This is a genomic window from Granulicella aggregans (assembly GCF_025685565.1).
GTDB classification, from domain to species: domain Bacteria; phylum Acidobacteriota; class Terriglobia; order Terriglobales; family Acidobacteriaceae; genus Edaphobacter; species Edaphobacter aggregans_B.
The window spans coordinates 2,189,805-2,210,525 of record NZ_JAGSYE010000001.1; the positions used below are offsets into that span (position 1 = coordinate 2,189,805).

19 protein-coding genes are annotated in these 20,721 nt (G+C 58.3%); 8 read left to right on the forward strand and 11 right to left on the reverse strand.

Annotated elements, in window-relative coordinates; all coding sequences use genetic code 11:
* Window position 1: 1 nt before the first annotated feature.
* Both OHL18_RS08715 and OHL18_RS08720 read left to right on the forward strand, forming a co-directional pair.
* Window positions 2-1,129: a sulfatase-like hydrolase/transferase gene (locus OHL18_RS08715; protein WP_263374419.1), complete on the forward strand. Its 1,128-nt coding sequence runs from the start codon at window positions 2-4 to the stop codon at window positions 1,127-1,129.
* A 54-nt stretch (window positions 1,130-1,183) separates the two neighbouring features.
* Window positions 1,184-1,627, forward strand: coding sequence for a sulfatase/phosphatase domain-containing protein (locus OHL18_RS08720; protein WP_263374617.1), 444 nt, complete (start codon window positions 1,184-1,186; stop codon window positions 1,625-1,627).
* 507 nt (window positions 1,628-2,134) lie between these two features.
* Here OHL18_RS08720 and OHL18_RS08725 read toward each other — a convergent pair.
* Window positions 2,135-2,632, reverse strand: coding sequence for an Lrp/AsnC family transcriptional regulator (locus tag OHL18_RS08725; RefSeq protein WP_263374420.1), 498 nt, complete (start codon window positions 2,630-2,632; stop codon window positions 2,135-2,137).
* Window positions 2,633-2,864: 232 nt separating this feature from the next.
* On the opposite strand from OHL18_RS08725, the gene OHL18_RS08730 reads away from it, so the two are divergent.
* Window positions 2,865-3,782: a family 2A encapsulin nanocompartment shell protein gene (locus OHL18_RS08730; protein WP_263374421.1), complete on the forward strand. Its 918-nt coding sequence runs from the start codon at window positions 2,865-2,867 to the stop codon at window positions 3,780-3,782.
* On the forward strand, window positions 3,769-5,649 hold the full coding sequence (locus OHL18_RS08735) for a family 2A encapsulin nanocompartment cargo protein cysteine desulfurase (RefSeq protein WP_317890474.1): 1,881 nt from the start codon (window positions 3,769-3,771) through the stop codon (window positions 5,647-5,649). Before OHL18_RS08730 ends, OHL18_RS08735 begins: the two co-directional genes overlap by 14 nt.
* 264 nt (window positions 5,650-5,913) lie before the next feature.
* Here the strand turns inward: OHL18_RS08735 and OHL18_RS08740 are convergent, their stop codons facing one another.
* From OHL18_RS08740 to OHL18_RS08750, 3 genes are read right to left on the reverse strand one after another with little or no spacing between them, the layout of a single operon-like run.
* Complete coding sequence (locus OHL18_RS08740; protein WP_263374422.1) at window positions 5,914-6,390, reverse strand: DUF6644 family protein; 477 nt, start codon at window positions 6,388-6,390, stop codon at window positions 5,914-5,916.
* A gap of 19 nt (window positions 6,391-6,409) precedes the next feature.
* Window positions 6,410-6,907, reverse strand: a complete 498-nt coding sequence (locus tag OHL18_RS08745; RefSeq protein ID WP_263374423.1) for a DUF6644 family protein — start codon at window positions 6,905-6,907, stop codon at window positions 6,410-6,412.
* 51 nt (window positions 6,908-6,958) lie between these two features.
* Complete coding sequence (locus OHL18_RS08750) at window positions 6,959-7,402, reverse strand: DUF6152 family protein (RefSeq protein ID WP_263374424.1); 444 nt, start codon at window positions 7,400-7,402, stop codon at window positions 6,959-6,961.
* A gap of 560 nt (window positions 7,403-7,962) precedes the next feature.
* Between OHL18_RS08750 and OHL18_RS08755 the strand changes: the two genes are divergently transcribed.
* Window positions 7,963-8,841 carry a hypothetical protein gene (locus OHL18_RS08755; protein WP_263374425.1) on the forward strand — a complete coding sequence of 293 codons (879 nt, stop codon included), beginning with the start codon at window positions 7,963-7,965 and terminating at the stop codon, window positions 8,839-8,841.
* A gap of 51 nt (window positions 8,842-8,892) precedes the next feature.
* Window positions 8,893-9,681: an OmpA family protein gene (locus tag OHL18_RS08760; RefSeq protein WP_263374426.1), complete on the forward strand. Its 789-nt coding sequence runs from the start codon at window positions 8,893-8,895 to the stop codon at window positions 9,679-9,681.
* A gap of 87 nt (window positions 9,682-9,768) precedes the next feature.
* Here OHL18_RS08760 and OHL18_RS08765 read toward each other — a convergent pair whose 3' ends face one another.
* The 6 genes from OHL18_RS08765 to OHL18_RS08790 all read right to left on the reverse strand — a co-directional run bounded on the left by OHL18_RS08765 (window position 9,769) and on the right by OHL18_RS08790 (window position 17,352).
* The gene (locus OHL18_RS08765; protein ID WP_263374619.1) at window positions 9,769-10,311 is read right to left on the reverse strand and encodes a peptide deformylase; all 543 of its coding nucleotides are present in this window, start codon (window positions 10,309-10,311) and stop codon (window positions 9,769-9,771) included.
* Between the two features lie 27 nt (window positions 10,312-10,338).
* The gene (locus OHL18_RS08770) at window positions 10,339-11,292 is read right to left on the reverse strand and encodes a rhodanese-like domain-containing protein (protein ID WP_263374427.1); all 954 of its coding nucleotides are present in this window, start codon (window positions 11,290-11,292) and stop codon (window positions 10,339-10,341) included.
* A 1,091-nt stretch (window positions 11,293-12,383) separates the two neighbouring features.
* The gene (locus tag OHL18_RS08775) at window positions 12,384-13,790 is read right to left on the reverse strand and encodes an NAD(P)/FAD-dependent oxidoreductase (RefSeq protein WP_263374428.1); all 1,407 of its coding nucleotides are present in this window, start codon (window positions 13,788-13,790) and stop codon (window positions 12,384-12,386) included.
* A gap of 132 nt (window positions 13,791-13,922) precedes the next feature.
* Complete coding sequence (locus tag OHL18_RS08780; RefSeq protein ID WP_263374429.1) at window positions 13,923-14,984, reverse strand: sulfite exporter TauE/SafE family protein; 1,062 nt, start codon at window positions 14,982-14,984, stop codon at window positions 13,923-13,925.
* Window positions 14,985-15,061: 77 nt separating this feature from the next.
* Window positions 15,062-16,135 carry a DUF3179 domain-containing protein gene (locus OHL18_RS08785; protein ID WP_263374430.1) on the reverse strand — a complete coding sequence of 358 codons (1,074 nt, stop codon included), beginning with the start codon at window positions 16,133-16,135 and terminating at the stop codon, window positions 15,062-15,064.
* A 170-nt stretch (window positions 16,136-16,305) separates the two neighbouring features.
* On the reverse strand, window positions 16,306-17,352 hold the full coding sequence (locus OHL18_RS08790; protein ID WP_263374431.1) for a 4Fe-4S dicluster domain-containing protein: 1,047 nt from the start codon (window positions 17,350-17,352) through the stop codon (window positions 16,306-16,308).
* Between the two features lie 182 nt (window positions 17,353-17,534).
* Here OHL18_RS08790 and OHL18_RS08795 point away from each other — a divergent pair, with 182 nt between their 5' ends.
* Window positions 17,535-18,047 carry a hypothetical protein gene (locus OHL18_RS08795; protein ID WP_263374432.1) on the forward strand — a complete coding sequence of 171 codons (513 nt, stop codon included), beginning with the start codon at window positions 17,535-17,537 and terminating at the stop codon, window positions 18,045-18,047.
* A gap of 6 nt (window positions 18,048-18,053) precedes the next feature.
* Window positions 18,054-19,337, forward strand: a complete 1,284-nt coding sequence (locus OHL18_RS08800) for a cation:proton antiporter (protein WP_263374433.1) — start codon at window positions 18,054-18,056, stop codon at window positions 19,335-19,337.
* A gap of 272 nt (window positions 19,338-19,609) precedes the next feature.
* On the opposite strand, the gene OHL18_RS08805 is transcribed toward OHL18_RS08800, so the two are convergent.
* Window positions 19,610-20,674, reverse strand: coding sequence for a cobalamin-independent methionine synthase II family protein (locus tag OHL18_RS08805; protein ID WP_263374434.1), 1,065 nt, complete (start codon window positions 20,672-20,674; stop codon window positions 19,610-19,612).
* Window positions 20,675-20,721: the final 47 nt, after the last annotated feature.

The window sequence follows — 20,721 nt, forward strand, 5'->3', positions numbered from 1 at the left end:
AATGAGTTCTGAGTTCAATCGACGTGACTTATTATCTTTGGGGGGTGCGGGCCTTCTAAGTGGCGTTGCTGGTGCAGCTGGTGTCGAATCGCAGGTGACGCAGCAGCAGGTCACTTCGACCTTTGAAGGTGCTGCGATCGGCCGGCCGAAGAACCTTATCCTGTTTATGCCGGATGAGATGCGCGCCGATAGTCTCGCCTGTTACGGGAATCCAGTCACGAAGACTCCGAACCTGGACAAGCTTGCGCAGGAGGGTGCGCGCTTCGATCAGTGCCATGTGCAATATCCCGTGTGCGGAGCTTCGCGCTGTGCCATGTTGACGGGATGGCCGACAAGCGTCCGAGGCCATCGGAGTCAGTACTACTTTCTGCGACCGGAGGAGCCGAATCTCTTCCGGTATCTTCGGCAGGCTGGATATGACGTGTTCTGGTTCGGCAAGAACGATGCGCTGGCGGCACAGAGCTTCTATGAGAGCGTCACGGAGTGGAGCTCCGCAGGTGCGCAGGTAAATGCGGGTTCGACTGCGCCGAGGAACCTCACGCCGGGTTCTATTTCCATGCTTTACAGCCCTGGATCGAGCGATCGCAGAGAGACCGGCGACTACAGGCTATTGCAGAAGGCCATAGCGATATTGGAACGCACGCAGAAGGAGCGACCGTTCTGTATCTTTCTGCCGCTGTTTGAGCCGCACCCTCCTTATACGATTCCCGCCGATTTCTACAACATGTACTCGCCATCGTCGTTGCCGCCGCTGGCACCGCCAGGATTGAAGAAGAAGCCCGACTACTACGCGGGGATTCGAAAGAGATATGGTTTGGATAAGTTGGACGACCAGATATTCCGTAAGATCCGCGCGGTCTACTACGGGCAGGTCAGTTATAGCGACTGGCTGCTAGGTGAGCTGCTGGCCGCTTTGGACAAGACGGGCCACGCGAGCGACACGGCCCTGTTCGTGACCTCGGACCACGGCGACTACGCTGGCAACTATGGCTTAGTGGAGAAATGGCCCAGCGGGCTGGAGGATTGTCTAACCCGCGTGCCTATGATCGGCCGCGTCCCGGGAGCGAAGCAGGGCGTTGTGGGTACTGACATGGTCGAGATGTACGACGTGATGCAGACGTTTCTGTAACTCGCAGGCGCACGCGCGAACCACACCCACTTCTCTCGAAGCCTGTTGCCGCAGATGCACGGAGCAACCGGAGATAAGAATCGCGCGGCGTTCAGCGAAGGCGGCTACAACATCTATGAGCCGCAGTGCTTCGAGCCACTGGGTGCCGGTGGCGAGGTGTACGAGGGCAAGATTGGCCTGCAGATGGAACAACCTGTTCTGGTCTCGCGGAGTTCGATGATCCGCACTCAGACGCACAAGCTGATTGTCCGGCCACAGGGTCAGAGTGAGTTGTACGACTCCATTAACGATCCAGGCGAACTTAATAATGTCTACGATAAGCGGAGCTTTGCGACAGTGCAGTCGGAGCTGCAGGAAAAACTGCTGACGCACTACATCCAAACGACAGGTATTGCGCCCACAGATAAGGACGCCCGTGAAGCGCCGCCCTTCATCTCCACGAAGCAGAGTTTGGCCGCCGCGGGGTGGCAGGCGTCGGTGTTGGACGGGACAGCTTAGGACTATGAGTCGTAGAGAGCTTCGTGTGAAGAGCAGAGTGGCTGCGGTCGCGCTTGCCTCGCTGGGGGTAGATACTGACCTGGCCGGAGGCTCGCTCCATGCCGAAAACGATGGGGCAATAGTGGCCATAATCGCTTCGGTTGTCAGAAGCGATCGCATGGATAATTGCCTCTGCTCTGAAGGATTTGTGTCTCACGCGCTATGGGCCAGCAGGCCGCCTGTACCACCTCATCCGCACCCGGACCGTTCTATTCGCCGCGAAGCCCCATCCTGCGGGCGCTGTTTGTGACTCTGGTTACAGGCTTCGTGCTGTTTCACAGGGGCTTTTATTGCTTGTTCAAGAGCAAGTCTGCGGCTATATCGCTGCCCGCCGATGAAGCGAATGCTCGGCTTGCGCGCGACAGTATCCGGTAGCGACGATATAGCGAGCTGGCAACGCGTGATTGGCAGATTTGCTGGAAGGAGATGTACTTTTGAGGTTTTTGTTCCAGGATGCGAGGCACTCCCCTACGAAGGCCTGCCCTTGCGTGATTGTCTCTTGTCACGAGCCGAAGGCAGGATGCTGTTCCAGGGGACGGGAGAAGCAAGGATCATCGAAGTGTTCGTTGCGACATAGGGCATCATGGCATCGATTACTTCCTCCATGTGCCCCACATCGCGGACAGCTACCTGCACCATGAAGGACTCGGCCCCGGTAACACGATGGCACTCCAGCACCTCGGGTAAGGTCTTCACTAGAGCGGAGAACTTTGCCAGCTTGTCTCCCGCGATGGTGACCTTCACGAAGGCGCGGACCGGGAGTCCAACCTTGGCGGGATCGACCATGGCGCGGTATCCGAGGATGATCTGACTCTCTTCTAAGCGCTTGACGCGCTCGATGACTGCAGGCGTGGACAGTCCTACCCGGCGGCCCAACTCGGCGGAGGTGATGCGGGCGTTGGTCTGCAGTTCGGCGAGTATCTCGCAATCGATGCTGTCGATGGGGGATTCAGAGGAGGGGATCATGGGTCTCCGTGCTGCTAAAGGCCATACATTCCTGCACCTTCATATTATTAGGTACGAATAGGCGATCTCAGGTCTTTCTATCGCACTTTGCCAAAAATACAGCATGTGCCTCATTCACCGCCGATCGATCTGTGACTATGATTTGAAGTGAAAGAGGGTGTGTTGTCACGTCTCCCTGTGCCGGCACACAGCCTCGAGAATTCTTACGCAAGACCGACAAGGAGCAACTCCCGTGGCCACAAACGAAACCCGTCGTGCAGTTGGCGACGCAGCAGCACGCCAACTAGCCAACACTACAAAGACCGCTCCCCAGCTTAGCGCCATCACTCCTCGCTGGCTCGTTCAGCTTCTCTCCTGGGTTCCGGTGGAGTCGGGCACCTATCGCGTCAATCGGGTCAAGAATGAATCGGAGATCGAGGTCGTCTGTGGCTCACGCGATGAGCGCAAGCTGCCTGAGACCTTCGTCGACTATGAGGAGAAACCTCGCGAGTACACGCTGAGCGCAATCTCAACCATCGTGGATGTCCACACGCGCGTCTCAGACCTTTACAGCCATCCGCACGACCAGATCCGCGAGCAGCTGCGGTTGACGGTCGAGAAGGTCAAGGAGCGGCAGGAGAGCGAACTGATCAACAATGCGGACTACGGTCTGTTGAGCAATGTCGATCCAGCCTTTAAGGTGCAGACGCGCAAGGGATCGCCTACGCCCGATGATCTGGATGAGTTGATCGCCAAGGTGTGGAAGGAACCGGCGTTCTTCCTCGCTCACCCCACCGCTATCGCAGCCTTTGGCCGTGAGTGCACCCGCCGCGGAGTTCCTCCGCCAACAACGACCATGTTTGGCTCGCCCTTCCTGACGTGGCGCGGTCTCCCGCTCGTCCCTTCGGACAAGCTGGGCATCGATGCCGCAGGCAAGACCAATATCCTTCTACTGCGCACTGGCGAGAAGAAGCAGGGCGTTGTCGGACTCTTCCAGCCCGGACTCCCCGGCGAGCAGACGCCTGGCCTCTCCGTGCGCTTCATGGGAATCGATCGCAACTCGCTCGCCTCGTACCTGGTGTCGCTGTATTGCTCGGCGGCTGTGCTCACTGAAGACGCGTTGGGCGTGCTCGAGAACGTAGAGGTTGGCAACTACTATGAGTACAAGTGATCAGGACAAAGCCGGAAGCTTCTCGCCGGTGATGATTGAGGATGTTGCCGGCGGTGAGCTGCCTGCAGGTCTGCCAGATGTAGCGGCCCTCGCCCAGATGGCGAACGAGTTCTTTCGTTCGGCACCTGGGCAGGCGGGGCCATTTGGCGGCAACCAGTTTGGCGGCGCTCAGTCGGCGGTGACACTACCAAGCATGGCCCCGCAGTTTGGGGCTACGCCTTCCTCGTTCGCTCCGCCATCTGCCGAGAGGCTCCCAAGCGAGGCCGATGTGCAACGGCTCTCAGGCAGCGCTCCCTCAGCTTTTGAGCTTTCACTCGCCGCGGCTCCAGTTTCGCCAAATCCCTCATCGTTCTCCGGTGCGGGGTTTCCGCAGAGTGCTCTAGCGGACACTATTGCTTCTCCGTTCTCGCAGCCGATGCCTGTGTTCGACTTGCCGTTCCCGAACTTCGAAGCCGCGCTGCCAGCTATTCCACGCATGGCCGCGCTGCCTACGGAAGCCGATGTGACGGCGGCTCTGAACTCGGTCTCGTCCTTCTACTTCCTGGAGGATGCGGGGGCGCTTTCGAAGCCAACGCAAGCCAAGGCTGATCGACCTGCTGCTGCGGCAATCTCTCCTTCGCTTCTGCCGGACCTCCAGTTGCCTCGCAAGCAGTTCGATGTAGACTCTGTGCGCCGCGACTTCCCCATCCTGCAGGAGCGCGTCAACGGCAAGCCTCTCATCTGGCTGGACAATGCAGCCACGACGCAGAAGCCGCAGAGCGTGATCGATCGCATCTCGTACTTCTACGAGCACGAGAACTCGAACATTCATCGCGCTGCGCATGAGCTCGCAGCACGAGCAACCGACGCCTATGAAGGCGCACGCCAGAAGGTAGCGCGCTTTCTCAACGCTCCTTCAACCAACGAGATTGTCTTCGTGCGTGGTGCGACCGAGGCGATCAACCTGGTTGCAAAGAGCTGGGGCAAGCGGCATATCGGCAAGGACGACGAGATCATCATCAGCTGGATCGAACACCACGCGAACATCGTCCCCTGGCAGATGCTTGCCGCGGAGACCGGTGCTCGCCTGCGTGTCGCTCCTGTCGATGACGATGGACAGATTCTGCTGGATGAGTTTGAGAAGCTGCTGAATCCGAAGACGCGTCTTGTCTCGGTCACGCAGGTCTCAAACGCGCTGGGTACCATTACGCCTACCCGTCAGATTGTGCAGATGGCGCATCGCTACGGAGCGCGTGTGCTGGTCGATGGAGCTCAATCGGTCTCGCACATGAGCACTGACGTCCAGGCACTCGACTGCGACTTCTTCGTCTTCTCTGGCCACAAGGTCTTCGGGCCTACGGGCATTGGCGTCCTCTATGGCAAACCTGACGTATTGGCAGACACTCCGCCATGGCAGGGCGGCGGCAACATGATTGTCGACGTCACGTTTGAGAAGACGATCTATCACGCTCCGCCGGCGCGCTTTGAAGCTGGAACGGGCAATATCGCCGATGCGGTTGGACTTGGTGCCGCTATCGACTATGTTGAAGGGCTTGGCATGGAGAACATCGCTCGCCATGAGCATGACCTTCTGATATACGCGACGAAGCTGTTGCAGACGGTCCCTGGCCTGCGCCTGATCGGAACAGCAAAGGAAAAGGCAAGCGTCATGTCCTTCGTCCTGGAGGGCTACAAGACCGAAGAGGTCGGCGCGGCTTTGAACAAAGAGGGAATCGCTGTGCGCTCCGGCCATCATTGCGCCCAGCCCGCTCTACGACGGTTCGGCGTCGAAACCTCTGTGCGTCCTTCGCTTGCTCTTTATAACAATTACGCGGATGTCGACGCGCTGATTGCCGTACTGCGCAAGCTGAAGAACGGCGGAGCATAGCTCCTCGGGTTAAACCACAATTCGCGATAAAGAGAAGCAATACCGGAACAGAAGATCCATCTCTGTTCCGGTATTGCTTTGTGCGGTGGAACCCGGCTTGATCGCTGAAGCATCGGGCGATTGTTGCTCTCCGAACAGAGGCCGGCTTTTAAGTAGCAGCAGCCGGTGACTAAGAAATGAGGAATGCTTCGAATGCGACGACCGGGGCATCCCCCGCTCTTTGTACGGATCACAACGTGATGGTCTTAGACGCTCGATACGTAGTTAGATCAGTCCGATCGCGCGTCCCGCGATTCCGACTCCGCACCATAACAGCAAAGAGACAACAGCGACGACTCGTTGAGACAGGTTGGCCTCTGCGCTGGCGCGGAGAGCTGTCCTTCGATGCACGGTGAAGTAGAACACTACCGCTGCAGCAAGAAGCGCCATCTTCCAACGGAAGGCAGGACTGTAGTAGCACTTCAGGGCTTCTTCCGAAAGCAGGCCGATGCCGGAGAGGATCATCAGCGAGAGGCTGATGAGAAGGATGCGGCCGAGGTCACGGCTGAGAATGGCGGCGGACTCGCCTTTGAGGCTGATGCCGAGTAGCCTGAGATCGAGCAAGAGAACGGATCCGCCCAGTGCGGCAAGCGCGACGAGATGCACCATCTCGATGACCGCGAAGGCCCATTGGCTTGTCTGCGTAAAGTGGCCAATGGGCGATTGCGCCAACGCCTCGAACCAATGATGCGGTGAGAACAAGATGATCCTTTCTAGCGTTCTAGAAGTACGCGATCGCGCGACCGGCAACGATGATGCCACCCCAAAGCAGAAGAGATGAGCACGCAGCCACGCGTGCACGCCAGGGCGAGCGATGCTGAAGCTCCCATTCAGCCACGCGGCGGTAGACAGTCGTATGGAAGATGAGAGGGTTGAGGCCCACCAGTACGAGCAGCACAAGCTTCACACGGAATGCGGGATTGAAGTAGTTCTTCGCGGCCTCGGCCCAGAAGAGCAGGAGGCCGCTGGCGAGCATGACGACGAATCCGGCCCATGTGAGCGGAAGCACGGCGCGGGCGATGCGGGTAACAGGAATCTCCCGCAGAATCAGGCCAAGCATCCGCAGATCAAGGATCGAGATCGTCCCTACGAGCAGCGTAATGAACAGGACGTGGACCGATTCGATTACGGAGAACGCGTAGTCGGACTCGCGGATCATGGTGCCGATGTGCGAGTCGTAAAGTGTCTGGCAAAGATGCAGGAGAAGAGGTTGAGTCATAGGAAAAAGGCTGGCGCCGCGTGATGCGTCGGCGCCAGGGTTCGATGACTCCTAATTCTTCTTGCCAGGAAGAGCCCCCTGGTCCGTGCCGTTGTCGCCGGGGCCACCATCACCGGGGCTTCCACCGTAGACCGAGCGGCCATCCGGAAAGGTGACTCGGCGAGCGTCGATGAGATGGGAGCCGTCCTTCGCGCGATAGCCATCGACGACGATAGTGTCTCCGATCTTGAGGTCGCCCTTCTTCCAACCGCGGCGGCTTAGAGCGCCAGGGCCTGCCCCCTCGCAGCCCCAGTTCTGAGTCTTACCCTGTGCATCGACGATGTCGACGTAGAAGTATGAGTGGGGATTGGTCCACTCCACCTTGGTGATCTTGCCTACCAGTCGCGTAGGCTTGGAGCCGTCGAACTCGGCCGCAAAGGAGTGATGAGCGTATGCCGGGACTGATGAGAGCAGTGCGGCGATGACGAGCGGGACAGCTGAAAGTTTGACGTTCATGCCAGATCCTTTTTTTAGGGTTGAAGAGGAATGCGGCTACTTCGTTGAAATAAATTGTTCAGCAAAATAAGAAAGCCCACTCTCTTCGGAATGGGCTTGCGATCGGTTGCACTCTGACTGTTCTTGCAAAGAGTTTTGTAGTCTCAGGAACTCAATTCTCTCGCGGTCGCGTGCACATCGAAGCTGTCCATTCCATGGAGAGCGCGCCGCGACAACAAGACTTTACCGAGAGCAGGAACATATCCGAACTCTAGTCAAGGCGCGAACCGGTGTCAAGCAACGGGCTTGACTGCATGGCAAGGATCGGCTAACTTCTTCGAATGCCCCGTATCTCTCTGATGCGCTGTTGTCGACTCTGTCGCTGAGTTTTTCTCGCGAGCAGTTTCCTGCGTCCCGCGCAGCAACGAGGCACTTTCCTCTTATTCAAATCTTCCTCCGCACAACTATTTTTCTTTCGCAGCAGTGCGAGGAATTTTCTGCAGGCATAGCGTATCCCGGGCGCTTGTTCCGGAGTGAAAGGAATTCCGTTGAGCTTTTCTACGTGTTTCAGAGCGGTTGCAGTGTCGACCTTGTTCCCCCTGATTACAGCGCTTGGAATACACGCGCAGACTGCAGCCAAGCCCGCGCCGGTAGACGCCACAGGCCGGGAAAACTCTCCATTTTGGCGCAATGAGGCCGACCTTCCCAAAGGGCCCGCGCCACGACTCGGATCGCACCCGGACCTTTCCGGTTACTGGATACCTTCGCACGCGAAAGCCGATACGCCAGTGGGCAATCTGGGCAAGGATTATCCCGGCTATAAGCTTCCATTTACGCCAGCGGGAGAGAAAGCGCATAAGTTCAACGTGGAGCACACGGTCGATCCCGAGGCACTGTGCATAGTTGGCGGCTTGCCTCGGCACAACGCGAGCGGGCTGCCATTTCAGCTACTGCAGGGGCAGGACCACGCTGTCTTTCTTTACTGGTACACGACTTATCGCCTGGTGCCCTTTGATGGACGCAAACACTCCGAAGATCCTGATCCTTCCTTCTTCGGCGAAGAGATAGGGTCGTGGGATGGAGATACCTTTGTGGTCGATTCCATCGGCTTCAAACAGGACCGCACCTGGGCCGATGAAAACGCCGATCCGCATAGCGACGCACAGAAGGTGACAGAGCGGTGGACGCGGCCGGACATTGGGCATCTGCATCTCGAGATGGTCGTGAATGATCCGCTGTTTTATACGGAGCCGATCCACTATCAGCGCACTTGGCTTTTGGGCAAGCCAGGCGACGAAGTGCGGGAGTATTCGTGCTCAGAGGACAACGTCGATGGACCGCACCTTGGCCCTGGGCCAGGCCTTATTGGTGCTGATGGCCAACGTGGATACGACAAGCTGACGCCACTGCCACCACCACCGTCGAAGGACCACCCTGCGGTGACATCCATACCGGACTAACAATTCTTCGTGGGTCGAAGCTTCAAAGTAGTAGGAACGAGAAAGAGATTTATGGCACCTAAGATTTCACCCGGCGGTTGGAACGCACCCGCGACCATTGCAGCAATTATTACCCTTGGCAGCGCCCTTTCGTCGCCGGCGCAGGCGCACACCAAGCCTGCTCCTTCTGCCGGTGTGGAGGAGCTATGCTCGATCACCTTCGATAAGGATGTTCTGCGTCCGGCGCGTGTCGAGAACAGCGCAGCCGCCTGTCTCAAACAGGCTGCCGAACGCCTCAAGACCAACCCGGACAAGAAGCTCGTTCTGGTTGGGGTGAAGGATCCTGCAAAGGACCATGAGCCAACGGGCGCTGGCTCAGACCGCGAGGAGGAGGATGCAAGTGGCTTCGATGTGCGTCTCGAAGATCTCTCGGCTTACCGGGCGGTCAATACGAAGTGGTATCTCGTGAAGTACCTTAACGCAGATCCGAAGCGCATCGTGCCAACAACCGACGAGACCTACTTTGCCCAGACGGTGACGTTCTACCTCGTGCCTGCTTCAGCAGACTTCAACCATAACTTCCTTGGCACAACGAAGACGAACGAAAAGCCTTGCACCATCACGCCGTGCTATTCACCCGACGAAGAGACGCTAACGCCGCAGCATCGGCCGCGGATTCTTACGGGCGCAGTGGATGGATCGCCCGCCGAGATCGAAGCGGAGAAGAAGGAGCTTGCTGCTCTGCAGCATCATCACAAATCGATCGATATGGAAGGCTCGGCCGGAGAGGTCGCGCTGACACCGCTGCCTGAACCGCCGACGCCTGAGCACCCTGCGACCGTATCGATCGTGCCCCGGTAGTTGCTTATACGCCTTAGTGGCTAGAGCGCGACAGCATCACTGCGCGCTACGGAATTGCTGCGCAAGCTCCGAGGATGACTTTGACTTCTAGTGACGGTTGTATTGGTCCAGGGAGGAAAAGCTGCGGCTCCACATTCGGTCGAGATACAAAGTCCCTTTCAGGTGATCGATCTCGTGTTGGAGGATGCGTGCGTACCATCCCTCAGCTTCGATCTCCCGGAGCTCTCCGGTCTCGTTGAAGGCACGGACTCTGACTCTGTAGGCGCGGGGCACCAAGGCCACGAAGCCGGGCAGGCTGAGACAGCCTTCGAAGAAGGTTAAGTCCGGAGGCGATAACGGCTCAATCTCTGGATTGATCAGGACGTGGAAAGGCACGGGAAGGCGTTCTCGTTCCAGCAGTTCCTCAGGTGTAAGAGTGGCCTGATACTCCGCTTTGTCCTCGATGATCGCCAGTTGCAGCGGCTCCCCGATCTGCGGTGCGGCCAGGCCAACACCAGGAGCATCGGCCAGGGTCTCGCGCATGTATTCGATCAACTCGCGAATCCGGTTGCTACCGATCTCCTCGGCTCGAAGCGGCATTGCCACGCCGCGCAGCACAGGTTCACCGGCACTGGCTATCTTGAGTCGCATCTGCGTCACTACTCCTAGTCACTACTCTTAGGATTGCTGCAAGGTTGCCAGACCTGCTTTGCGCCATGCATGAAATCCACCGACTACGTCCGTTGCGCGCCAGAGCCCGAGATCCTGAAGCGCCGCGGCAGCGAGGCTTGAAGTGTAGCCTTCGGAGCAGAACACGATCACCTGAAGGTCATGATCGGTCGCGACCGGGAGGCGAGCGCTGGACGCAGGGTCGAAGCGCCATTCGAGCACGTTGCGCTCGACGATCAATGCGCCGGGAATACTCCCCTCGATAGTGCGCTGGCGCTCGGGGCGAATGTCAACGAGGATTGCCCCTGAGTCTGTCACCGCGTCATAGGCTTCGTCGGGGGATAGCCGCCGCAATCTTGCACGCGCGGCTGCAAGCATCTCGTCAATCGTCGAAGCATCGCTCTGCTTCAAGGCTCCAGGTCTTTGGTTTTGCCAGTCACGATCAAGCGCCTGATTGCTAAGCGATTGCGCACGCTCGGAAGCGCGCTCACGCGGAATCAGTTCACTGCCGTCCAACTCATATTCGTTCATCTCGTCGAGCGGAGGCGAGTACGCATGAATGCTTACGGCGGGTGCGAGGGAGACGTTTCGGACGTCGTGCGCGTAATCAGAGCCGAACGCCTGCGGCTGGCCCGGATGGATCACATGGGGCTGCTCACCGAATCGATGCTCTTCAAGCGTGCCGGTTGAAATGACAAAGGCTCCGGCGGAGTCGCCGTGGTCGTGGAAGCCGGTAGATTGCCCGGGCAGCCAGCTGATCACCCAGATGTCATAATCCGTGCCGTGGTGCAGACGCTCGTACCAGCGCTCGTCGGTGCGCAGACGCACCCGATCGATCCATCCATCCGACGATGCGAACTGTAAGACGATGTCGGCGAGCTCTTCAGGTGTCTTCAAGGTTGAGGCTGGTAGCAGCGATGTATTGTTCTTCGTTACAAAGGCTTCTTGTGTTGCGAGGTGCATAGCGTCTCTCCAGCGGCTAAGCCGCCATACAACAAGGTCGCGTAGGGATGCGCACCTCTTGACGGCTCTATGGGCAAACTATGGGAGTAATTCGGGAGAGTTGCTGAGATGGCGTCTCAGAGATATCTGAGAATGTCGCGGCTCACCCAAGAAGGGGTTGTGGGCAGCGACAACATTGAAGAAGAACAAGCACCATACCACGACGCTAGCATGGGCTGAGGAACCGGGTCAATCTTCTGACCCTCGACAAAAGTGGTACGCAAGTCGCACCGGCGGCTCCATCGAAGGCTAGAGGTCGACGAGTCTGCCAACTCTTCCGTGAGGTGCACATGCCTCGAGGCCCAGTGATAACAGCTCCGCCATCGTAGTAATGCTCGGCTCATTCGGTCGCAGCGAATCAGCCGCGCATGTTGCTGTGCATTCGTATTGTCCCGCTTCGCGTCGAGCTGCCTTTCGGTTTTGCAACCTATTCAGTTGGACGATAAAATCCACCCGGATTTCCCCCCATACCTATGCGCGAGTTGAGTCTCTGAGGATCCGATGGGGAAACGTGTGGGTGGGACGGTCGACCTCATGCCCGCGAAAAACCCGGTTAACTTGCTTCTTATGAAACATCATCGTCCCTGGGAGGCTTTCCCGGCGACCTGCCTTTGATCAGGCCTAAGATTCAGCCAGTTCGCCAAGGAGCTGCACCTCGAGGATGCAGCGGTCAATCGCCTGAGCGTGAGCCTCTAACATCCCGACGGAGGTTCATGACGGCTGAGGCCGGAGGGTTCTAAGCGACGCGCCTCAGCCTTGAAACCTTCGCTGCCGATGTCCATTTGGAGATTAGTTGCCGGAGTTCTTCATGTTATGACCAAGGACAGCAACTATACGTAACGGTTTTTATCAGGCGTTCTGGATAATTCCAAGACAATGAGTTATTGCGAATGCGGTCCTTATAGACGTTATCGGATGTAGAGATATCCTCAGCCAGGCCAGCCGAAGGTCGACCCGCAGAGCAGCGAGGATGGGATGCGAGTTTCCCAATGATTCAATCCCAGAGAGCACCTTTGGTGAGCATGCCATGACGGAAGTGAACAGCATTGCCGTTACCTCTGCAGATGCAGTCCACGGCGTTTCTCCCTATGGGAAATGCGTTCCTGGCCCGATGTGAGTTCGGCGGAAACGGGCTGACATGTTCGACCGGATCGGCGTTTCAAGAGGCTTGAGACCCGAAAAAGTCCCCAGGCAGCCGCACGCAGCGTGATCATTGCCGAACATAGAACTACTGTTCCAAGCAGCTTCCTTGGACGGGTGCGCGAGTACACCACGTTCGTGAGCCATGCGGGAACGGTGTAAACCCGCGCCGTGAGGAAGATGCCAAGAAAAGAGCGGACTGGAGACTCGTAATAAAGCTTCTCGATCAGACTGTTGAAGTAGCGCCCCATCCCGCTTACACGCATGTCGTAGACAAATCGTGCAAGCGCCGGAATCTTCTCTCTATGCTGATACCGGACGATGAGCGCGCTGCCCTCTTCCGCGTGACGCAACGCAGCCGTCACGCCGTTTCCGGTAATCGGGTCTGACTGAGACGCAGCCTCACCGATGATGATCCAGTTGGGGCCACAGACACCGCTGTAGGTCCGGCAGAGAAATGACGTAGCGGCCACATGCTCGACCGGGGACTGCTCGGTGATCTCCGATAAGCGCGTAAACCTGCTCATCTGCGTTGAAAGTATCTCGGCGTTGCTCAGCCCCGCAGCGCGCTGCTGCTTGGCTTTTGATCCGGGTGCGACATAGCCGATGCTGCTTACGCCGGGGCTGACTGGAATCTCCCAGATCCATTCCATGTACTCGTCCCCGGAGCTGAGCGTGTAGAGGGTAGTGCCTTCGACCCATTCGTCGGTAGGAAAGTGGGCCCACAGCGCAATCTTTCTCGGTCCGTAAGACGCCGATGGAAGATTGAACTCTCGTCCAAGCAGGCTTGCGGCCGCGCCGGACGCATCCACCACCCAGCGAGGACGAATAGCACGTGCGCCGGAGGTCTGCACGGAAAGAATCCTGCCATCGCGGACCTCGAATCCGATGGCACGTTCGTGCAGCGTCACCGTTCCCTGGGCGCGTACCTCCTCCTGCAACAATGCGTGGATCTGCAGTCGGTCCAGGTGCAACGTGCGCGTCTCAACGTTCCAGGGACGCTCGGCGAGCCACGCCCCAGGAAGGAACTCCTCCTGCGTACCATCCACAGCCGTCACAGTGATGTGACGCTTGAAGGTCGCTGCCCCGGTGCTGACCAGCTCTTCCATCGGAAGTCCGAGCTGCGCGAACAACAGCGGTGCCGACCAATCGAGAGATTCTCCAATAATTTTCGTGAAGTTCTCTCGCGGTTCAAGGCAGATCACCTTCAGGCCTGCGCGGGTCAGATGGATCGCTGCAGCGAGCCCGGACAAGCCGCCGCCGATGACGACAACGTCCGCCTGAACTTCTGTATCGATCTCTTGTAGTGCGTCTAGCATGTGTTTTGGAATTTACAGAGAAGCCTGCACCATTTCAGGAATAAAGCTACAAGACTGCTCTAGAGTTGAGTATCCATCGAAAGGTTGAGACATGCGAAAGAATCGACGTGGTGGGCATCTCTTCTCTCTGCGTTAAGACGATGGAATATTCTCCGGCAGGTATCGCCGCGCTCGGCTCATGGCGAAGTCGATGGAGCCGCAAATGATCAACGTTGCCAGCGAGACCCAAAGCACCGGCGGGGGCAACGGTACCAGAACGATTGTGCTGATGAACTCCAAGGCGATGAGGAACAGGAGAAGATGCACGATGGAGTGCCTCTTCATCTGCGAGCAGATCAACGCCCCAAGCGGCGCCGCAACGACGGCTATCGGGACAGCCGCAAGCCAGTACCCCATCACGGCAGGCGAGAAGTCCTTCAGCAGGAAGAGATGGAGCAGGAAACCGGGAATCGTCACCATGGTCATAAGGACCACGGTTGTGGGCGTGACGATCTTTTCGTCGACGCGAAACAGCAGCACCATGACCATAAAGACAATTGAATTTTCGCCAGTCCCAACGAGGGCGCTGACCACACCGCCCAGCAAACCTGCGAGGACAAGAATCATCTTCTCTCTTGGGCCGAAGATCGGCATCGCTCGGTTGCGAAGAACGTCTTTCTCTCGATTCACTAGCAGGAGCGCTACGGCCATGCTGCTCACCAGCACGGTGAACGAGGTGCGCACAAAGATCGGCGGGATGCGAGGCGCAACGAAGACGGCCCCAAGCGCGACTCCCAGAATGCCGGGTACCCCCGCATAGAGCCAAGCTCTCCGCTCAATCGGGATGCGGAGGTACAGGATGCTTACAGTCGCGGCACCCATCCCGATGCTTTGGATGGCAAGCGAAAAGTTTCGCGCATCGCGCGGCGCAATGTGAAGCAGCTTGGTGAAGATCGGAAAAGCGATGGCTCCGCCGCCCTCACTGGTTCCACCGCCGACGAGAGAACCGAAGACCATCGTCAGTGCCACCCGCCAATCCACAAGCAGGTGATGAATTGCGAGACGGCCTCCAAAGACGAGCCACGCAATCCAGACAATCAAAGCGACCAGAAGACTAAATTGGATCGCTCTCTTTGCGCGGCGCGGCGGTGCTGTCGATGCTTGAGATAGTGGCAAAGCTTCGAGTTCGGGAGTCGTCATGCGCAGGCGGGGCACCAGGTTTCATCTATCTCGAAAAGCGGAAATCACGGTACGTTTGAAGGGAAGTTTATAGCACGTCCCCGGAGTTCTGCTCAGCCTCGAAACAACTGCGTCGCGGGGTGGTGATTGAGCCAGTCGAACCAGTAGTCCTTGTTACTGTCTATCGCCTGGAGGCACTGGCCTGCCAGTTTGCCTGAAAGTGCGCATCCCTCGAAGTTCCAATCACTTCCTGTCTCCGCATCACGCATGATTCTTCCAGCGCCAACGGTAGAGATGAAGGTCATCGGAGCCGACCCGAGTCTACCCTTGAAGATGCGAATCGACGATCCGTCGGGGCCCATGGCGATAAGAATAGGGAAGTCGCCAACCTGGTCCTGGACAATCTTCGCGGCAAGAATAGACTTCAGCGGATAGGCCTTACTTAGACCGGCGTTCGTCACCCCCAGGATCAGCTCGTGGGGCGGAAATCCAGACTTGCTGGTGTCTATGACCGTGTGGGTCTTCTCGACATGCTTCTCCCAGTCCTTCGGGTCGTACTCTGACACATATTTCGGATCTGGTTTGAGGACCAGACCTGCCGGCTGCTCGGCCCGCCATAGCGCGAAGGTCAGCTCATCGCTATGGATCAGGCTCAGATGCTGCCCTTTCCATGGCCCGAAGATCGCTTCGCCTGTGCTCTGCTGCCAGATGCTGCTGGTCTCTTCATCGCGCATCAGCGCATTCCCGTTATTGATGCCCGCGAGACGAAAGTGCAGCGTCCTGCCATTGAGCGTGCGGCTCCATACGAGACCGGTGTGGCACAAGGTGCAATAGGTCACAGCGAGAGGCTTGCCCCCGACCACATCGTTCACGATGTGGTGGTAACCCATCGTACGGATAGGGTAGGCTCGTGCCTCCCCATTGATCCTGACCCCAAGCACCTTGTCGTCGGAGTCGACTTGGGCAGATGCGGGGTCGGTGAAGGACGGTGACGCATAAGGATGAAACATCACTTCGAAGATATTGACGTTGGTGAGGGCCGCCCCGGCGATCACGAGTAAGCAAAGGGCCAGCGTCGCCAGTCGCGGCAAGACCCGCTTCGATCGTGCCCACACACGAAGTGTGATTGCGACAACGACGACCGCCGCGATGGCAGAGACCCACGGACCGAGAGACCGGATCGTCAACGCTGCGCTCAACTGAGAGTAGCGTTGAGGGCGGAATGGCCGGATCACGTACATCGGGACCGCGAGGCAGACAAATGGAAGTGCTGTGAACAACGAAGCCAGCCAGATGTCCGCGCTTACCCTAGGTCTGCCGATAGTAAGAGGTCTCTGTCTCTCCTTCTCCGCCGCAATCACTGGTATGCCTCGTGAGTGACAGGTTGAGATGGAGGAACATGACTGCTATCAGCCTTGTCCGCCATTCTTCGAGCCATGGTGGCGAGCAGCTTGGGTCGCACATCCGGTCGTGTCCAGGGACACTCAGCAATGCAGATGCCGCACGATGCGGCCTCTGCGAAGTAGGGAATGCACTTGTCGAAGTTCACATACCAGCGCTCCACACCCCGGACCATCTGCTTGTCTTCCGAGATCGCGCCGGGGGGACATGCGCGCGTGCACACCTGGCAGTTAGTACAGAAGTCATCCGCGCCGAAGCGGCTCGGACCGGTGGCCACCAGTGGCATGTTTGTGGTCACGCCCGCGAGCCGCACGCCTGATCCAAACTTCGGGCTGATCAAGGAGCCATGCTTGCCCAACTCGCCCAGGCCGGCAGCGATCGCCGGTGGTATAAGCACCAGAGCACTCGCTGAAGGTCCAGGGTACGGGTTGGCCGTGTATCCCTGCGAGCGAATCCAGTTGGCCACAGCGTAGGAAGACCGCGTGCCCTTTGCGTACTGATCGCCAATATCCACAACACCAACTCCGTTCGTCTCGTCCGACGGAACTTCCTTCAAGCGCTCGTAGTTGTGCGCCAGCCCAAGCACGATGACCCACGGCTCCTCGACGGTGTAGCCTTCGAAGACATAGAGCGGGTCCATTGCCGCGATGCCCACCGCGTCTGCTTCGTGCGAAAGAGCAAAGGCGGTGACCTCAGCCGAAAGCTGCTCGGCAGATGCGGTGTTCTGCTCCTCGGCGACCGGGATGAGCTCCGGGTAACTGTAGGCGGCCATGAAGGCCGGCCCCGAATCAGGGCAGGCGCGAGAGCTCTGCCGGGCGACGACCTGGAGGTCGCCGTAGGGATGCTGGTCGGGAGGATGCCAGAAGAAAGGCGATGGCCGACGCGGCGTCTCCTCGCCTAAGCCGTTGATCGGATTTCCGGAGACGCGCAGTAGCTCCAGGGTCTCGGGCCTCGGGCTGTAGGTACCTCGTTTTGGACGTCGTGGGTTCGGCTGATCGGGCATTGGAAGAACCTGCAGGGTGAGTTCGGAAGCGAAACTATTTTAGGCAGAGGCTGCAAGCCTCGCATCGACCGAAAGGTTGAGATCGCCTTTGGAGTTGAAACTTGTTTCGCCCCGTTGCGTCAGCCATGGAATGAATGGATCTCCTGCCCTGAGTGAGCTTCCGCTGATTGGTATACTTTGCCATGGGCCAGCCTCGCACCGTGCTGCTCTTTGATCCGAATGTTGTGCCGCACTCCTGGAACGAGCGGATGGCACCCGGCGAGTACGCGGTTCTTTATTCCAGGCATGAAGCGTCGCCGGATAATGCCTCCGGAGCGCCTTACTGCAATGTCTTCACAACCCTTGCCGAGGCGAAGGAGTTCGCGAACAGTGAGGTAAAACGATCAAGTACGTTGCTCTGCCGGATCTATGGAACCGCAGGTCTTGGCGGGCCGCCCCTGTTGGAAGTTCGCGGAACAGACTACCGCGGGGAAGGCGAAATGTCGGCGGCCTTTCGCAGATGGTTTGGCTCCATTCTGTTCTTCGGTGGTTTAGGGCTCATTTTGCTGGACTGGGCATCTGACTTCAGGCTCACATGGCCAGCTACATTGGGGGTCCGGGCTTTCCCCTTAGGACTTGTCCTTCTGCTGACGGAAGCGATCATTCTTTACGGAAATCGTCGTACGACCAACCGTGGGCAGATGCCTGCGCTATGAGGGTGCATGACACTTTTACTCATTCAGATGGCGGTCGTTTTGCTGACGGCGCTGGCTTGCGGGTGGGTCGCGCGGAGACTCGGACAGGCTCGGGTGATCGGCGAAATCGTGGGTGGAATCCTGGTGGGCCCGTCAATTCTTGGCAGGTTCGCACCACATGTCTCGGCTCGGCTGTTTCCTCAAAGTTCGCTCGCTTCCTTTGAGATCCTCAGCACCATCGGCCTTGTCTTATTTCTGTTCTTGATCGGCAGCGAACTGGACTATGAACATCTGCGCAGGCAGCGCTCCACGGCGCTTCTCGCCAGCGCTATGAGCATCCTCTTTCCTTTCCTGATGGCCGTGATGGTCGCCCATTACCTGCGGATCCGGTTCGCACCGGACGGGATTGGCAATATCCCATTCGTACTCTTCCTCGGCATCTCCATGAGCATCACCGCGTTCCCCGTGCTCGCTCGAATTCTGGAAGAAAGGGGCCTGCAGTCCACGCCTCTCGGAGCCACGGCACTGATGTGCGCCGCCGTGGACGACGTCTGCGCGTGGCTCCTCCTCGCGTTAGGACTGACGCTTCTTCCCCATGCTGGGGAGGCGACGCCGCTCACCATGCGCTTTCTATGGCTCGGCATTTACCTAGCGGTGATGCTCGTCGTCGTCAGGCCGCTCGGCAGCTGGGTCGCTCGACGCCAGAGCGAGGCAGGTCTTTCGTATGAAACACTCGGTGTCGTCGTGGCGACTGTCCTCGCCTCGGCGGCGGCGACAGAGGCAATCGGAATCCATCCGCTCTTCGGAGCGTTTCTGGCCGGCATATGCTTCCCTCGCATTGAGAGATGGCAGACTGCGGTGCGCACTCGCCTCGACACGATTACGTCGATTCTCCTGCTGCCGCTGTTTTTCGCGCTCACCGGGATGCGCACCCGGCTCGATCTGCTCTCCGGTACTAGCATCTGGCTCTGGACCGCTGTCGTGTTGGCGGCTGCGGTGGCGGGCAAGATGGGGGGCGCGATCATCGCCTCCAGGCTGACTGGCCAGTCATGGCGGGATGCAATGGCGCTGGGAGCGTTGCTCAACACACGCGGTCTGGTCGAGTTGATCGTGTTGAATATCGCTTATAACGCGCACGTCTTTTCGCCCACTTTGTTCACGATGCTCGTCGTGATGGCCCTGGTGACCACCATGATTACGAGTCCGATACTCAACCTGATCGGCATTGAAAACCGCAATCAGGGAACGCGCGATCTGGCGATGATGCCGAACCGTGCGCAATCCGACGTTTCGCCCGGTGAAGCAGCCTGACCAGAAAGTCTCCATCAAAAGCATGAGATCAAAACCTTCCTTCGTGTTGAGTACAACGCCCGGCCCACCGCGTACGCTCTGGCTGTCACTGGGAAGTCCAGACGCATCTCGATGGCGACGAAGACCTGGTCAAGAGCGTGAAGCAGGACTTCCAAACTGCGTCGGTCTCTCCCAAGCTAAAGGCTGACGGCTATCGTCAGCCTGCAACGCACTAGTTCAACGTGGGAAGACTTGTCCGAGTCTTCCCACGTAGCCGCACCCTATTCGTATTGCTAGATCCCCAACTCACGAGCTGCCAGTTCGGTCCCCTCTACCCTGGAGCGGATTTTGCTGAAGGCGGTCTCGCGGGCCGTCGAGATATCGTCCGCAAAAGGCGCGAAGCCACAGTCGTCAGTGGTTCCGAGCTGATCCAATGGGAGTATCGAGGCGGCTTCCAGAATCCTGTCACGCACCTGTTCCGGGGTCTCGATCTCCGGATTGATCGGATCGACGACGCCAATGAAGACAAGATGGTCCGGTCCGAGCACCTGCTTAACCGTTGCCAGAACACGTTTGCGGTCCGGCTCACTCGCCATCTGCAGATAGAAGCGACCGACGTTCAATTTGAAGAGTTCAGGCAGCAAATCGGCATAGTCAACATCGGCGCTATGGGTTGAATCATGATCTCCTCCAGGGCAGACATGAACTCCGATGTGGCGGCGCTCCTCGGGGGTGAACCCCTCAAGCACCTGGTTGTTCAGCCCGACGAAGCTGCGCAACAGACCGCCCTTCGGATCGAGCTTCAGCGACAACCTTGCCTCGGTGAAGTCGATCTGTACGCTTGCGGCACCCGCGCTAAGTGCTCCTCGAATATCCTCCCTCGCCTCTGCAACTAAATCCGCAACAAAAGCCTCGCGTGGAAATCCCGGTATCTCCTGCGACGGGTACAGGAGGCTCATCGCAGACGCGGAGATGACGGCCTGCTTGATCGGTCGTTGCGTGTGTCCTCGCGCGGCCTTCAAATACCGGGCCGCATGCACGCCATATCGGAATGGACCTCGCGTAAGGCGCGGTAATTGGCGTATATGGCCATCGGCAAATGGAATCACGACCCCATCCGGCGCGAGATTCGTGAGGCCCGTCAGAGCATAGGTGGCGAAGCTTGGCTTCGTCTGTTCGCCGTCGGTGATTACCGGTGAGCCAGTCTGCTCAAGGCGCTCAATCGTCTCCCGCAACGCCTTGGCGTACTCCTCCTCAAGAGCTGCGGCGCTAAGTTGATCTGCATGAAATGCAGCGATGGCAGTGATAAGTGAGGCCGGGCGAGGGATGCTGCCAATCTGTTCGGTCTGGATAGCCATGCTGCGAAGTCTAGTGTGTGAAACAAACAGGGCGCATCCATCGGAGG

What these genes read in the sequence shown, in the direction of transcription:
- OHL18_RS08720 (WP_263374617.1), top strand. Translation starts at nt 1,184, where the DNA reads ATGCACGGAGCAACCGGAGATAAGAATCGCGCGGCGTTCAGCGAAGGC.
- OHL18_RS08765 (WP_263374619.1), bottom strand. Translation starts at nt 10,311, where the DNA reads ATGCGACTCAAGATAGCCAGTGCCGGTGAACCTGTGCTGCGCGGCGTG.
- OHL18_RS08790 (WP_263374431.1), bottom strand. Translation starts at nt 17,352, where the DNA reads ATGCCCGATCAGCCGAACCCACGACGTCCAAAACGAGGTACCTACAGC.
- OHL18_RS08745 (WP_263374423.1), bottom strand. Translation starts at nt 6,907, where the DNA reads ATGACTCAACCTCTTCTCCTGCATCTTTGCCAGACACTTTACGACTCG.
- OHL18_RS08800 (WP_263374433.1), top strand. Translation starts at nt 18,054, where the DNA reads ATGACACTTTTACTCATTCAGATGGCGGTCGTTTTGCTGACGGCGCTG.
- OHL18_RS08715 (WP_263374419.1), top strand. Translation starts at nt 2, where the DNA reads ATGAGTTCTGAGTTCAATCGACGTGACTTATTATCTTTGGGGGGTGCG.
- OHL18_RS08725 (WP_263374420.1), bottom strand. Translation starts at nt 2,632, where the DNA reads ATGATCCCCTCCTCTGAATCCCCCATCGACAGCATCGATTGCGAGATA.
- OHL18_RS08770 (WP_263374427.1), bottom strand. Translation starts at nt 11,292, where the DNA reads ATGCACCTCGCAACACAAGAAGCCTTTGTAACGAAGAACAATACATCG.
- OHL18_RS08775 (WP_263374428.1), bottom strand. Translation starts at nt 13,790, where the DNA reads ATGCTAGACGCACTACAAGAGATCGATACAGAAGTTCAGGCGGACGTT.
- OHL18_RS08805 (WP_263374434.1), bottom strand. Translation starts at nt 20,674, where the DNA reads ATGGCTATCCAGACCGAACAGATTGGCAGCATCCCTCGCCCGGCCTCA.
- OHL18_RS08760 (WP_263374426.1), top strand. Translation starts at nt 8,893, where the DNA reads ATGGCACCTAAGATTTCACCCGGCGGTTGGAACGCACCCGCGACCATT.
- OHL18_RS08750 (WP_263374424.1), bottom strand. Translation starts at nt 7,402, where the DNA reads ATGAACGTCAAACTTTCAGCTGTCCCGCTCGTCATCGCCGCACTGCTC.
- OHL18_RS08795 (WP_263374432.1), top strand. Translation starts at nt 17,535, where the DNA reads ATGGGCCAGCCTCGCACCGTGCTGCTCTTTGATCCGAATGTTGTGCCG.
- OHL18_RS08735 (WP_317890474.1), top strand. Translation starts at nt 3,769, where the DNA reads ATGAGTACAAGTGATCAGGACAAAGCCGGAAGCTTCTCGCCGGTGATG.